Below are 13,720 nucleotides of genomic sequence, written 5' to 3' on the forward strand. Positions count from 1 at the left end.
TTTCGGGTGACCGCCCGTTATCTGCCCAGTTGCGGATCGGAGGTGAGCGCCCGGCCGTCGTCGAGGCGTCCCGCGAGGACTCGAACGAGCTTCGGATCCGCCGCGGCGGTGATCTTGAGGTCGTACCAGCCGCCCTGCGTCGGGATCACCACGGTTTTGGCCTGGCCTGGGTTGAGACCGAGGGCCTGCGACCCGGCGCCATACGCGTCGGTGAGCGTGAGGGCGGCCGCGGCCGTGCCGGTGTTCTCGATCCGGAACTGCGCGTGGCCGGACACGCCGTCGCGGGTGACGGTCGCACGGATGTCCGCGGCCGCCGTCGTGCCTGCAAAACGGCGGTACCAACCTGCCGGGCCATGCATTTGCACGTCGTACTCGGCGCCAAGCGCCCACGCGGCGTCGAGGGCCGCACCCGAGCCGATCGTGTACGAGTACGGGCCCGCCGGAAGGAGATTCGAGCGGACCTGCACGTGTGCGCCGATCGCCCCGGCGTTCGGCCAGCGGGCGGAGAGCTTGCCGCTCGACATCGAGACCTCGACGTCGAGCGCGTATCCGAGCGGGCGCGACGGGCGCGTGCCCTTCTCCTGGGCCGGCATCGAGTTGACTGCGGGAGGCGTCGGCACGTAGCTCGGGTGCCGGTTGTGGTCCGTGGGCTTGAATGCCGAGGTGTCGGGCAGGGCCGGGGCCGCACCGCCGTTCGCCGTGAAGTCGAACGCGCTCGTGAGGTCACCACACACTGCGCGGCGCCACGGCGAGATGTTGGGGGACTTCACCCCGAAGCGCGACTCGAGGAAGCGCACAATCGACGTATGGTCGAACGTCTCCGAGCACACCCATCCGCCCATGCTCCACGGCGAGACGACCAGCATCGGCACGCGCACGCCGAGACCGTAATGGCCCGGGACGTCGGCGATGCCTGAGAACGTCATCCGGCCGTCGTACCACTCGCCCTCGGTCGAAACCGTGGATGCGCCCGGGATTTGCGAGGTGTTGGGGTGCGGCGGGACGACGTGGTCGAAGAAGCCGTCGTTCTCGTCGTACATGAAGAACACGGCCGTCTTGCTCCAGACATCCGGGTTGGAGGTAAGGATGTTGAGGATGTTCGCCGTGTACCAGGCTCCGAAGTTCGGGGGCCAGTTCGAGTGCTCGGTGTACGCCTCGGGGGCCACGACGTAAGAGACCTGCGGGAGCTTCCCGCCCGCGACGTCCTCGCGGAAGATCCGGAACAGGTCGTCGCCGGCCTTCGCGTTCGTGCCGGTCAGCGCCTTCTCGTGGAGCGGGCTGCCGGGCTTCGAGTGCTGGTACTGCGTGAGGTAGAGGAGCGAGTTGTCGCCGTAGTTGCCGATGTAAGGGTCGCCCGTCCAGCCCCAGTAGCCCGCAGCCGTGAGGCCGTCGCCGACGTCCTGGTACACCTTCCAGCTCACGCCGGCCTTCTCGAGCTCCTCGGGGTATGAGCTCCATGAGTAGCCGACCTCGGCGTTCCACAGGTCGGGGCCGCCGGCTTTGTAGTCGTTGCCGTCCCAGCCCGTGAACATGTAGTAGCGGTTGGGGTCCGTGGGGCCAAGCAGCGAGCAGTGGTACTGGTCGCAGATGGTGAACGCGTCCGCGAGGGCGAAGTGGAACGGGACGTCGCCGCGCTCGTAGAACGCCATGGTGGCCTCGGACTTGGCGGGGAGCCACTTGTCGTACTTGCCTACGTTGAAGGCCTCGTGGGTGAGCTTCCACGAGTGGTCGAGGTCTTCCATGAACTGCATGCCGAGATTCGGTGCGGCTGGGTGGTACGGGAGGATGTCCCGCGTCCCGTTGTTCTGCGCGAACGCGTCCTTTCCGCTCGGGAGGATGGCCGGATGCGGGTCTCCGAACCCACGCACACCCTTGAGCGTGCCGAAGTAGTGGTCGAAGGCACGGTTCTCCTGCATGAAGACGATGACGTGCTCGACATCCTTGATCGAGCCGGTGGCACGGTTGGCCGGGATCGTCGCGGCGCGAGCGATGCTCTCGCCGAGCATCTCAGCGATTGCTGCGGTGGCTGCGCTGGCCCCGGATAGTTGAAGAAAACGCCGACGGTTGAGACCTGACATGAGCTGCTCCCAGTGCTTGGCTTAGCTGACGAAAACCCCCGACCGACTCTTCCAGCGCCAGGCAAAAGTTAAGTGCCGGAAAGGCAAATTTTGGGGCAACATGTGGCCGCTGCACCGGAACCGGCGTTCATCCGCTTGGAGTCCCGCCCGGGGAGTGGCTGAGCTTTTCAGTCTTTCGGGCGGTGAGATAAAGGCGGTGGGCAGTGATGACCAGGACCAGCCAGGCGGCACCGAGGGTCCAGGCCGCCAGGACATCCGTGAGCCAGTGGTGGCCCAGGAACACCCGGCTGAGGCCGATGGTCAGGGCGAAGAGGGCCGCGGCGGTCACGGTCCAGGCTCGGGCCCGGCGGGAGCGGCAACGCAGGATGACCAGGTAGGCGATGATTCCAGCGATGACGAACGAGTTCAGCGAATGCCCACTGGGAAACGAGGGGGAATACTCGTAGGGCGGCACGGCGTCGATGAGCGGCGGCCGGGCACGGCCGATGAGCTGCTTGCCAGCGATTGTCATGAGCAGGGAGCCGGCAGCCGCAGTGACAATGAGGATCGCAGGGGTCCAGGAGCGGCGCCGGAGGACCAGGACGGAGGTGGCGATCGCGGCCAGGATCGGCATCCCGATTCCTCCGCCTAGATCGGTGTAGGCAGTGGCGGCGGCGTCGAGTGCTGGGCTGCGCAAGGTCATCGCCGCCTCCAGGACCGGGTGGTCCAGGGCGGCCACGCCATCTGCTTCCGTCACTGCCTCGTACACCTCGCCGGTCGCGAAGGCCAGCAGTGATGCCACGACGGCTCCCGCAGCGAGGACCAGGATCAGCGCACCGTACGCGCCGAGACGGGCGCTGAGGCGTTGTGCGCGGGAGGCGAGCCACCTTCCGGCGGGGGTCTTCCACCGGGCCAGGTCAGCGTCGCCGACAAACCGGTCGTCGCTGAGCTCGCTTTTGCCTCCGGCTGAATCTTCGTCCGATGTGCCTTCGGGGTGAACGCCCATTGTCTTCCGCCTCACATCGTGCATGGATTTGATCAGTAAGGTTACCTTCTAGGCTGTTTGAAGTCCGGATCCAGAGGATTGGCCTCGGGCGCCGGGAAGGAGCACGGAGTGGACAATGATGCTGATAGCTGGTTCCTGAGCCGTGCTGAGCGGGGGAATCTGGCCACGGACGTGCACGCGGGCGTTGCCGGGGCTCCGGCATGGTCGGAGGGCAACCTCGTGCGGCCCCTGATTCATGGAGCGAGCTATTTTGCCCGACTGCATGAGGAGTTGACCGCGCTTCAGGCGGGAGACCGGGTGTGGTTCACCGACTGGCGTGGCGACGCCGACGAGCGGCTACTGGCGGACGGACCGACGATCGGGGATCTGCTAGCGGGGTTGGCACGCTCGGGGGTGGAAGTGCGGGGCCTTGTCTGGAGATCCCATGGAGAGCGGGTATCGGCTCCGATGAGCGGCCGATCCAACGAGCTTCTTAGCCGCAAGATCAACGACGCCGGCGGAGAAGTGCTTTTGGATCAGCGCGTCCGAATGTTCGGCTCCCACCACCAGAAGTTGTTCGTCATCCGCCGTCGTGACGATCCTTCGCGGGATGTCGCGTTCATTGGCGGGATCGACCTTTCCCACAGCCGACGGGACGACGCCGACCATGGGGGAGACCCGCAAGCGGTAACCATGGATCCCAGATACGGGAAACGGCCTCCGTGGCACGATGCCGCACTCGAGCTGCGTGGCCCCGTGGTTGCGGATGTGCTCGCGGTGTTCGCTGAACGGTGGAACGACCCCCATCACTTGGACCGCGGTACCCCGTACCGGATACTGCAGCAACGCCTGGCCCGCATGCCCCGGCACCCCGAACCGCTCCCGGCTGCCGCCCCGCCGCCACCACCGGCCGGTCCTCATGCAGTGCAGCTACTGCGCACCTACGGCGTGAAACGTCCCCCGTTCCCGTTTGCACCCGAAGGCGAACGCAGCATTGCCCTCGGTTACGCAAAAGCCTTCGCTCGCGCCCGCTCGCTGATCTACATCGAGGACCAGTACTTGTGGTCGACAGAAGTTGCAGCCGGAATCGCCGGGGCCCTCGAGCGGAACCCCGACTTGAACGTGATCGCCGTCGTTCCCCGCTACCCCGACTCCGACGGCCCCCTGGTAGGGCCGGCAAGCCGGATCGGTCAACTTCGCGCCCTGAGGATGTTGCACCAGACGGCACCCGACAGGGTCGGAGTGTTCGACCTGGAGAACAGCTCGGGAACTCCGATCTACGTCCATGCCAAGATCTGCATCATCGACGACATGTGGTTCACCTGCGGCTCGGACAATTTCAACCGCCGGTCCTGGACCACCGATAGCGAGCTCACCTGCGCCGTATTCGACGCCACCGCCGGCAACGGAGAGTCGCCCGGCGCCGACAGCGGCCACGACATTGGCGCCGGCCACGACGCTCATCGGCCGCTGGCCCGCGGGCTCCGCCTCCAACTCTGGGCCGAACACCTGGGCTTGGAGGAGGACGATCCCCAACTCCACGACCCGGCGGCGGGGCTCAAGCTGTGGAAAGCCAGCGCCGACGCCCTCGACCACTGGCATGAAACCGGGCGCCGTTCGCCCCGTCCGACCGGGAACGTGCGGCACCACACCCCGGAACCCGTGTCCTTCCTCCAACGCCTCTGGGCGGATCCGATCAGCCGCTTCGTCGTGGACCCGGACGGCCGCCCCCGCCGGCTGCGCGGCACTAGCCGGTTCTAGGCAAGCTGGGCCGAAGCGGCCCGGCATAACTGATTGCGAACCATCTCTTCCGGCTTGCCCATGGCCCTTCTGGGAATCCTGGCATAGGGTTTGACCCACTACCCGCCGGCTGCCCGACTGGGTTCATCAACACGATGTGGGCGCTCGGGAATGAACTTTGAATTCGGGGATCTGGCCGACGCCGATTCCCGACCGATGAAGACGTGAGGGAGAAACATGACGCTTGCTCGTGCTGGACATCGAATTGCCACCCATCGTCCCTGTATACCCGCAGCGCTGCCAAGGGTGCCGGCTTGCGGGCGGTGCGGCCCGGGGTTTCCGTTGACATTCCATGAATATGTTCCGGCGGTCTATGCGGCCGATGGCAGCGGATTGCGGCCGCCGTCGGCAAGCTACAGCTGTCCACGATGCGGTACAAAGGACAACCATCAGGTTCCCTCGGGCTGGGCACCGCCCGAGTGGCAGTGGTACTCCTAAGCCAGGTAGGACAGCGCTGCGACCACGTGGGTTTGGACGCCCATGGACAGGGCCGGATCGATCACGGGCGCGAAGAGTGGAGAGTGGTTTGCCGGTATGTCCCGGGCCACTGTCCCGCGTTCGACGGCGGCCCGGTAGGTTTCGGGGTCCGCGCCGCCTAGGAGCCAGAACGTGTATGGGACCCCGAAGGCGTCCGGAATGCGGCTGAAGTCCTCTGACGCGGTCTGCCTATATGCGGTACCCACTGAGTCTTCCCCGAAGTGGGCGGCGAATGCGGCCCGGACCGTCTCTGTCACGGCCGCGTCGTTGCTGGTGAGGGGAAACTGATCGTAGTACTCGAAATCCGGGTCTTGCGGTGATCCCGCGGCGGAACACTCGCCAAAGACTATCCGCTCAATGGCCGCGAGGACGGACGCGCGGACCTGGGTATCGTAAGTGCGGACGTTGAGCAGGAGTGTGGCGCGGTCGGGGATGATGTTGGACGTCGTCCCGGCGTTGAGCGCCCCCACTGTGACAACCGCGAAGTCCCCCGGTTTCGTCTCCCGCGAGACGATGGACTGCAGCCTGAGCACGATCGAGGAGGCAAGCACCACGGGGTCGACCGACATGTGCGGCATTGAGCCGTGCGCGCCCTTCCCATACACGGTGATCTTGAGCGAGTTCGCGGCGGAGAGGACGGGGCCCGGCGTGGTGGCTACCATCCCTGCCGGGATCGGCATCACATGTTGCGCGAAGGCGACGTCCGGCCGCGGCACTTTGGCGACGAGTCCGTCGTCGAGCATTGCTTGGGACCCGGCCCCGATCTCCTCGCCGGGCTGGAACAGTGCGATATACGTCCCGGACCAGGCTGTCCGGCCGTCGGCCATGAGTTTGGCCGCGCCGAGCAGCGCAGCCACGTGCAAGTCGTGCCCGCATGCGTGCATGACACCGTCCACGGCCGACGCATAAGACAGCCCCGTCGCCTCGGTGACCGGTAACGCGTCCATGTCCGCGCGGGCAAGCACCGTTGGGCCGTCCCCATTTGCGAGGATGCCGACGACGCCGGTGCCCCCGATGCGCGCTACGGCATAGCCGAACCCCGCGAGTTTCCCCTCGACGACCCTGGAGGTCCCATGCTCCTCGAGGCTCAGCTCGGGGTGTCTGTGCAGGTCCATATATGTGTCCCGGATCCAGGCGAGTTCTCCTTCAAGGCCTGCAAGGACTGCTTCGCAACCGCTCATGGACCCATCGCTCTCAGTAGCAGTTCGGGCGCCTGGGCGAACCCGCGCAACCGGGAAACCAAGCATAGACCCGGAAACCGAACCGGGGGGAGTGTACATTCCGAGGCCGCGAGCGGGATTACTTCCACGTCGCGGCTTCGGAAGGGGCGGTACTAGTCAGCGAGGATGTGGTACAGCGCTCGCCGGGCTTCGTCGATCTTTTCCATAGCCGCCGTACGCTGTTCGTCTGTTGCGGCGAAACGGAATTGATGGATGACTCCCATGAGCTTTGCCACGCTCTGGTGGAACGCGGGTCCTGAACCCTCCGGATCGATGTTCCACGCATTTTCCAGCTCCTCAGCATGCTCCGCTACGTACGCCTTCCCGGCATCGGTGAGTGTGAACTCGGTGCGCCGGCCTTCGCCGACGGGCGCAATGAGTTCCTCGTCAACGAGCTGCTGCAGGGTCGGATAGACGGAACCCGGGCTTGGGCGCCACGATCCGGACGTCTTCTCGGCGATTGTCTTGATGAGTCCGTATCCATTGGATGGCGCTTCAGCCAGCAGGGAGAGGATCGCGAAACGAACGTCGCCCTTGTTGGCCCGACGCGGGCCCCCGGGACCAAAGCCGGGACCAAATCCTGGTCCGAAGCCTGGTCCGAAACCGCGGCCCGGCCCAAATCCGCGGCCCGGCCCGAATCCGCCGTGTCCGTGGGGACCGCGACGGCTGCGGCCGCGTCCGAAACGTTCCATATCCGGACCGCAATCTGTGTGTTTATTGTCGTGAATGCCTTTCATAACGGCATCGTCCTTTCAGTGTTTTGTGGGTTGCCCTCAGGCTCGCAGTTTGTTCTGCGATACTTAACGATATATCGCTGACTGTCGTTAAACAAGAGCTGGATTTTGTTCGAACTTGGTCTGCGACGCAGGCCGGGGATACCCGATCGCTCTGCCGATTGCCCACTCGGAACTTAGGATGGTCGCTAACGAGATTGAGGACAACAGATGAGCGAACAACTGACGACCATCGAGGTCGAAGAATTCCTGCCGCATTCGCCCGCCAAGGTTTGGCGTGCGCTGACGGAACCCAGGCTGATCGCCCGCTGGTTGATGGAAAACGACTTCCAAGCGATCGTCGGGCATCAGTTCCAGATGCGCGGGATTCCCGTTCCGGCAGTTGGCTTCAGCGGCTTGGTGGCCAGCGAAGTCCTTGACGTGAAAGCGGAGAAGCTACTGCGTATTTCGTGGCGGGACGCGAACTCCGGAAACAGCCTCAACAGCACCGTGACGTGGTCGATCGCCGCGGAAGACACGGGCACCCGTCTGTCGCTTGTCCATGACGGGTTCAATCCCGACGAGCCGACGCACGTGGCATCGCACCGCATCATGAGCGGTGGCTGGCGAAACCATGTGCTTCCGCGGCTCGGCCAGACCCTGGCCGAACTCGGCAGCACTGAATCCGACAGCGCCGAACTCGACAGCTAAGGCAAACAATGCAATTCGTCGTCTTCTACAGCTCGGATCCTTCCGTACACCTCACCGGCAAGGCTCCACGAACGCTGGCACTTTAGGCTCGATTCCCCACGCCACCCGGTGGAGTGCGGTTGCGAGCCAACCGCGGAGCCGAGCCAGCCGCAGGCGCCTTGCCGGGCGTGCCGGAACAACAGGTGCCCCCGGCAAAGCACTTCGGCTGTCATTGTTCACGAGGCCAATGACCGCGCAGGCCATCATCAACGAAAAATCCATAGTCATCTTCTTCTCATCTAAAACGTGGAGCCCTGGACTGTAATCAGTTAGCGGCTGGAAAAACCCGAATGCTCAAGGCGGAACCGCCGTCGTTCAAGGTCCTGTTAAAGACGCTAAGCGCTCCGGAAGACGATGTCAGCAGCTAGGCCGCTCCCTGCTTTTCCTAGGATTGGCGGTCCTACCCACACCGGGCTCAGTCCGAGATCGACGCCGGCGCCGCCAGTTCGCTTGCGGTGGTGGCCGCCCAGCTCGCGAGCAGTTTCAGGCGTTCGTCGCTCGCCGACCCTGGTTCCGCCGTATAGGCGAACATCGTCCACCCGGGGTTGGCCGGCAGTTCCATTGCCTCGTAGCTGAGTTCGAGATCCCCGACCACCGGGTGATGCATGCGCTTGATGCCGGTCCGGTGGAAGCGGACGTTGTGGGCGGCCCAGCGTGTGCGGAATTCCTCGCTCCGGGTAGCGAGCTCGCCGACCAGATCACTTAGGCCCTTGTTGTGTGGCTGCCGTCCGGCGTAACTGCGCAGGGTGGCCACAATGTCGTTCGCGCCTTGCTCCCAATCGATGTAGAAGTTGCGTCCATGGCGGTGAGGGCTCCGCCGCCCGCGACGGCGCCAAGCAAGGCGGCGCCTACGGCGATTTTCCGGACTTTGTTCACGATGTTGCTCCTTAGAGGTTCAACTCCGAGGGGTTCGAAGCTGTATCCCATCCTCGAACCCCACGCTTTGGCCCCTGTATACCTATGCTGTGCCTGGACTGTGACATTTTTGTCCGGCTCACAGCATCCGGAAGCGTGGCACCATGCGTACGCCTAGAGGTTGGTCATCCGTTCCGCGGCGTCGTTGTAGCGCCCGCCCTGCACCTGGATCCTGGAGGCGGCGTCCTCGATTTCGCCCAGTTCCGCGGCTGACAATTCGACGGCGGCGGCACCGATGTTTTCCTCCAAGCGGTGCAGCTTGCGCGTTCCGGGGATCGGGACGATCCAGGGCTTCTGTGCCAGGAGCCAGGCCAAGGCGATCTGACCGGGCGTGGCACCCTTGCGTTGTGCGATGTTCGCGAGCAACTCGACGACGGCGGCATTGTGCTGGAGCGCATCCGGCGCGAACCGGGGGATGGTGCTGCGGATGTCGTTGCCGGCGTCGAAACTGGTGTCCGCGGTAATGGTTCCCGTCAGGAAGCCCTTGCCGAGCGGGCTGTAGGGCACAAAGCCGATGCCCAGTTCCTCGCACGCGGCCAGCACTTCTTCCTCGGGGCGGCGCCACCAGAGGGAGTATTCGCTTTGGACGGCGCTCAGGGGCTGGACGGCATGCGCCCGGCGGATGGTTCCGGCAGACGCTTCGGACATGCCGAAGTGCTTCACCTTGCCGGCCTCGATTAGTTCCTTGACCGCACCTGCCACGTCTTCGATAGGAACGTCGGGATCCACCCGGTGCTGGTAGTAGAGGTCGATTGCGTCGACGCCCAGCCGGCGCAAAGAGCCGTCCACCACCTCCTTGATCACCTCCGGGCGGCTGCTCACGCGCCCGCTCGGCTTGCGTTCTGCGGGATCGATGTCCCACCCGAACTTGGTGGCGATCACCACTTGGCCCTTGTACGGAGCGAGCGCTTCGCCCACGAGCTCCTCGTTGGCGTACGGGCCATAGATTTCGGCAGTGTCGAAGAATGTCACACCCCGGTCCACGGCGGCACGGATCAGCGAGATCATTTCCTGCCGGTCCGGCTTGTCGCTGTATCCACCTGTCATGCTCATGCAGCCCAGTCCGACGGCGGAGACCTCCAAGCCGTGGGTGCCCAGTGTGCGCTTTTCCATCGTTCGTCCTCCTGTGTCGTGAATCCTGTGTCGTGAAACAAGATCCAGCCTTGCCGTCAACACTAGGGACGCGTCGGTACTGTCAGGGAGTCCCTGTCAGTACCTCTCTCAGCGCGGAGCTCCCGACGGCGGCGGTCCGCCGCCGTCGGGGGCCCAAGTGAGCCGCCGCCGTCGGGGGCTGCTTGTCAGCAGGCCGGCCGGTTCCGGACGTCGCTCGAGACATGCTGCTTGAGCAGCGAGCCACCGGCTTCTGCCTTCAATTCCCGGTTTTCAACCATGACCTGCCCGCGCAGGACCGTCATGCTCGGCCACGCCGCCACCTCGTAGCCGTCCCACGGGGTGTAGTCGGCTTCGTGCAGGTCCTCGGCATGGATGGCTTTCTTCACTGTGGTGTCCAGGACCGCCAGATCGGCGTCGCTGCCCACCGCGATCACGCCCTTCTGCGGGTACAGGCCGAGGATCTTCGCCGCGTTGGCCGAGGTGATGTCAACAAAGCGGGTCAGGTCAAGACCGCGTTTGGCCACCCCTTCGGTGTACGCGACGGCCATGCGCATTTCGACGCCGGCATGACCGCCCGTGGCGTCAAGAATGGTCTTGCCGCGGGTCTTCACCTCAAGGTCGGTGCACACGCCGTCGGTTGCCAGGGTGCTGAGTGAGCCTTCGAGCAACGATTCCCACATGGAGTCGCGGTCCGTTTCCGACTTCAAGGAAGGGTAGGTGTGATAAATCGCGCCGTTCTTCTGTTTGTAGTCTTCCGCGGTGAAGTACGCGTAGTGCGGGAGGATCTCGCCGTACACCGCTTGGCCGCGCCCGCGTGCCTCGCGGATGGCGTCCACGCCTTCGCGGGCGCTGACGTGCATGAGGTAGATGGGCGCACCAACGTGCTCCGCGAGGGTGATGACCCGCTGGAAGGACAACTTTTCCGAGAGGTTGTTGTGGGCGTGGTGCATGTTCTCCAGCCCGATCCTGCCTTCGCGCTGCAATTGCTTGTAGGCGTACATGACAATGTCGTCGTCCTCGGCGTGCACCGCGAGCATTGCCCCGGCCTGGGCTGTTTGTTGCATGAGCCCCCACATGTTGCCGAGGTCTGTCTTCTGCTTGGGGCGTGTTGGGGTGGTGTTGGTCATCCAGACCTTGTAGCTGCCATGGCCGGCCGCGACGGCGTCGGGGATCTGTTCGAGTACCTCGAATGGAATCTCCGGTTCCTTGAACGTGCCGTGCAAGGCGTAGTCGGTGTAGCTTGACCCGGCCCATTCGGCCGATTTGCGGGCAAAGGACTCCGAGAGCTCATCGCCGGGTTGCCAATGCGCGAAGTCCACCAGGGTGGTGGTGCCGCCATAGATGGCGCCCTCGCTCACCCGGTCGGGGCCAAAACACTTGATTCCGCTTTCGGCCGCCGTCGGAAGGACGGAATTGGTGTGGACATGCGGGTCCACGCCGCCGGGGACAACCAGTTGGCCGCGGAGATCGACCGTACGTGTTGCTTCCTCCGTGGGTCCGAGGCCGGTCTCGCGGAGGGACACAATCTTGCCTCCCGCGATGCCGATGTCCAGGGTTTTGGCGCCGGACGGGGTAACGACCAAGCCGTTGGTGAGAACGAGATCAAGCATCAGGGGGTCGCGCCTTTCAGTGTTGGTGACGGTTCAGTGTTGGTGAGGTTCAAGGGAAAACGGTGCGGAGGTGAAGAAGCGGGCGGCGAGGGAGACTTTGACCGAGGCACGGGCGTTGACGAGCTGGGACACGGAAACGTCTGCGGCCGCGCTCATCAGCATCGCTGTCTTCTCGCGGGTCCATTTCCGGTCCGCCTGCAGGAGTTCGAGCATGTCGTCGAGCGCCAGCCGCGCGGCGTCGTCGAGCGTCTCGCCGTCGCCGATCGTGATGACGGAACCTCCGGACAAGACCACCGGCCGTTTGACGGTGACCCCGGGCAAGACGTGGCAGGAGAGGACAACGCTGCCCTCGACCTCGACGGCGGTAAGGGAGCACTCGCCGTCGCCCTGTACCGCATGAAGGTCGCCGGCGTAGAGCAAGGCGTTCGCGCTCTGCACGGGCAGGATGACGGCGGAACCGGCGGTGACGTCCTTGCAGTCCATGTTGCCGCCGTGCGACCCGACGGTGCTGGAGTTGGGATTCCCATCGGCCGGTGCCACGCCGATTTTCCCGATCATGGGCCGGATGGGAATCCGGATGTCGTCGTCGAACCGGACGCTCCCGTCCACAATGTCGACCACCCGGCCGGACCGCCCCAGTCCGCCGGTGAAACCGCCGCGCCCGGGGAGCGTCACCATGGCGCCCCGGTCCGCTATCCGGATCTCGTGGACGTCAATACGGAGCGTGTCCCCGGGATTGGTGCCGCGCACTGCCACCGGCCCGGTCACGGGGATCGACAACTTCTCGTACTCCCCGGTGCTTTCGAACAGGCCGCCTGTCAGTAGGCTCCGGGCGCCGAGGGAGAACTGCTCGCCCTGGCTTACTTCGATCACGGGGGCGGCGTCGCGGTCAAAGGATCCCGACGCCGATTCATGGCTTGCGTGGAGCATGTTCAGCATGCTGCCCCTTTCGTTTGAGTCGGCGGGGTGAAGCTATGCGGTGGGGTAGACGGGCTGTGCCCACTGTTGATCGGCGGCGACCCGTCCGACGACGGCCTGCCGGTACGCGTGCTGCAGCTGGCGGGTGAGTTCACCCGCAGTACCGTCGCCTATGGGCGTGCGGTCCACGGAAGAAACGTGGTTGATTTCGGCGGCGCTGCCGCACACGAAGATTTCGTCGGCCGAGTAGAGTTCCGTGCGGTCGATCGGGCGGATGTCGACGTCGACGCCGAGGACGTTTCGTGCCAGATGTAGCACGCTGTCGCGGGTGATCCCCTCGAGGATGCTGTCCGTTGCGGGGGGAGTGCACAGCCGGCCTTGGCGAACCATGAACACGTTGTAGCCGGCGCCTTCGGCAACATGGCCGTCCTCGGTCAACAGAAGGGCTGCGTCGTACCCGTTGCGCCGGGCCTCCAGCATGGCAAGGCGCCCGTTTTGGTAGTTGGCGATCGATTTGACGCGGGGCGGCATGGAGCGGTCGGACAAGCGGGCCCAACTGCTGATCTGCACGTCAAGTCCGCTGGCACCGAAATAGTTGCCCATGGGGATGGCCGCCATGAATACGGAGACAGGGCCGGTGTCCTCCGGCTTGCCGTCGCTCGAGTCGACGAATACTTGTGCGCGCATGTGGAGGTTCCCGCGTAGCTCGTTCGCCCGCACCAGGCCGAGCAATTGTTCACTCAAGACGCCGATGTCGCGCGGCCCGTCGATTTCCACCACCCGCATCGAGTCAATCAAGCGGCGCATGTGGTCGGCCACCCGGAAGGCGTAGAGCTGCTGGTCCTCATCGCTCCAGTAGGCGCGGAACCCTTCGAAGACGCCGACGCCGTACTTCAACGTGGTGCTCAGGACATGGAGCTTGGCATCCGCGTATTCCACCAGTTCACCGTCACGGAGCAGGTAGCGAACGCTGGGCTCGAATGCGGGCTCTTTGGTGTCGGTCACAGTTGCCGATTTACTCAGATTGGTCATTGTTGTCTCCAAATCGTCTTCGGAAAACAGATCAGGGCTCGGCTTCACACCAAGGTTGACATCCGTCTTCATCTTACTGTTGGTGTTGTCACCATAATGAAGACGCTTGATGGTCCTGTCAACAGTGACC

Annotated in this window: 10 protein-coding genes and 1 pseudogene; 2 read left to right on the forward strand and 9 right to left on the reverse strand. The window is 64.5% G+C overall.

The window, feature by feature from the left end:
- Nucleotides 1–17: 17 nt before the first annotated feature.
- Both QRN51_RS08325 and QRN51_RS08330 read right to left on the reverse strand, forming a co-directional pair.
- Nucleotides 18–2,078 (reverse strand): phosphocholine-specific phospholipase C, encoded by a 2,061-nt coding sequence (locus QRN51_RS08325; protein WP_284989422.1) that lies wholly within the window; start codon nt 2,076–2,078, stop codon nt 18–20.
- 127 nt (nt 2,079–2,205) lie between these two features.
- Complete coding sequence (locus QRN51_RS08330; RefSeq protein WP_284989423.1) at nt 2,206–3,063, reverse strand: phosphatase PAP2 family protein; 858 nt, start codon at nt 3,061–3,063, stop codon at nt 2,206–2,208.
- Nucleotides 3,064–3,171: 108 nt separating this feature from the next.
- Here QRN51_RS08330 and QRN51_RS08335 point away from each other — a divergent pair, with 108 nt between their 5' ends.
- Nucleotides 3,172–4,803: a phospholipase D family protein gene (locus QRN51_RS08335; RefSeq protein WP_284989424.1), complete on the forward strand. Its 1,632-nt coding sequence runs from the start codon at nt 3,172–3,174 to the stop codon at nt 4,801–4,803.
- A gap of 473 nt (nt 4,804–5,276) precedes the next feature.
- Here QRN51_RS08335 and QRN51_RS08340 read toward each other — a convergent pair whose 3' ends face one another.
- Both QRN51_RS08340 and QRN51_RS08345 read right to left on the reverse strand, forming a co-directional pair.
- Nucleotides 5,277–6,500 carry an amidohydrolase gene (locus QRN51_RS08340; RefSeq protein ID WP_284989425.1) on the reverse strand — a complete coding sequence of 408 codons (1,224 nt, stop codon included), beginning with the start codon at nt 6,498–6,500 and terminating at the stop codon, nt 5,277–5,279.
- A gap of 152 nt (nt 6,501–6,652) precedes the next feature.
- Nucleotides 6,653–7,276 carry a PadR family transcriptional regulator gene (locus QRN51_RS08345; RefSeq protein ID WP_284989426.1) on the reverse strand — a complete coding sequence of 208 codons (624 nt, stop codon included), beginning with the start codon at nt 7,274–7,276 and terminating at the stop codon, nt 6,653–6,655.
- Between the two features lie 207 nt (nt 7,277–7,483).
- On the opposite strand from QRN51_RS08345, the gene QRN51_RS08350 reads away from it, so the two are divergent.
- Nucleotides 7,484–7,963, forward strand: a complete 480-nt coding sequence (locus tag QRN51_RS08350) for an SRPBCC family protein (RefSeq protein WP_284989427.1) — start codon at nt 7,484–7,486, stop codon at nt 7,961–7,963.
- Between the two features lie 454 nt (nt 7,964–8,417).
- On the opposite strand, the pseudogene QRN51_RS08355 reads toward QRN51_RS08350, so the two are convergent.
- The 5 genes and pseudogenes from QRN51_RS08355 to QRN51_RS08375 form a co-directional block, all read right to left on the reverse strand.
- Nucleotides 8,418–8,795 (reverse strand): annotated as a pseudogene (locus QRN51_RS08355) (MmyB family transcriptional regulator); the annotation flags it as partial.
- A 236-nt stretch (nt 8,796–9,031) separates the two neighbouring features.
- A complete protein-coding gene (locus QRN51_RS08360; protein WP_284989428.1) occupies nt 9,032–10,030 on the reverse strand; it encodes an aldo/keto reductase in 999 nt (332 codons plus the stop codon).
- Nucleotides 10,031–10,215: 185 nt separating this feature from the next.
- A complete protein-coding gene (locus tag QRN51_RS08365) occupies nt 10,216–11,640 on the reverse strand; it encodes a dihydroorotase (protein WP_284989430.1) in 1,425 nt (474 codons plus the stop codon).
- A gap of 33 nt (nt 11,641–11,673) precedes the next feature.
- Complete coding sequence (locus QRN51_RS08370; RefSeq protein ID WP_284989431.1) at nt 11,674–12,579, reverse strand: acetamidase/formamidase family protein; 906 nt, start codon at nt 12,577–12,579, stop codon at nt 11,674–11,676.
- Nucleotides 12,580–12,612: 33 nt separating this feature from the next.
- Nucleotides 12,613–13,590 (reverse strand): branched-chain amino acid transaminase, encoded by a 978-nt coding sequence (locus QRN51_RS08375; RefSeq protein ID WP_284989432.1) that lies wholly within the window; start codon nt 13,588–13,590, stop codon nt 12,613–12,615.
- Between the last annotated feature and the right edge of the window lie 130 nt (nt 13,591–13,720).

This window comes from Arthrobacter sp. efr-133-TYG-120 (assembly GCF_030209785.1).
Lineage (GTDB): Bacteria > Actinomycetota > Actinomycetes > Actinomycetales > Micrococcaceae > Arthrobacter.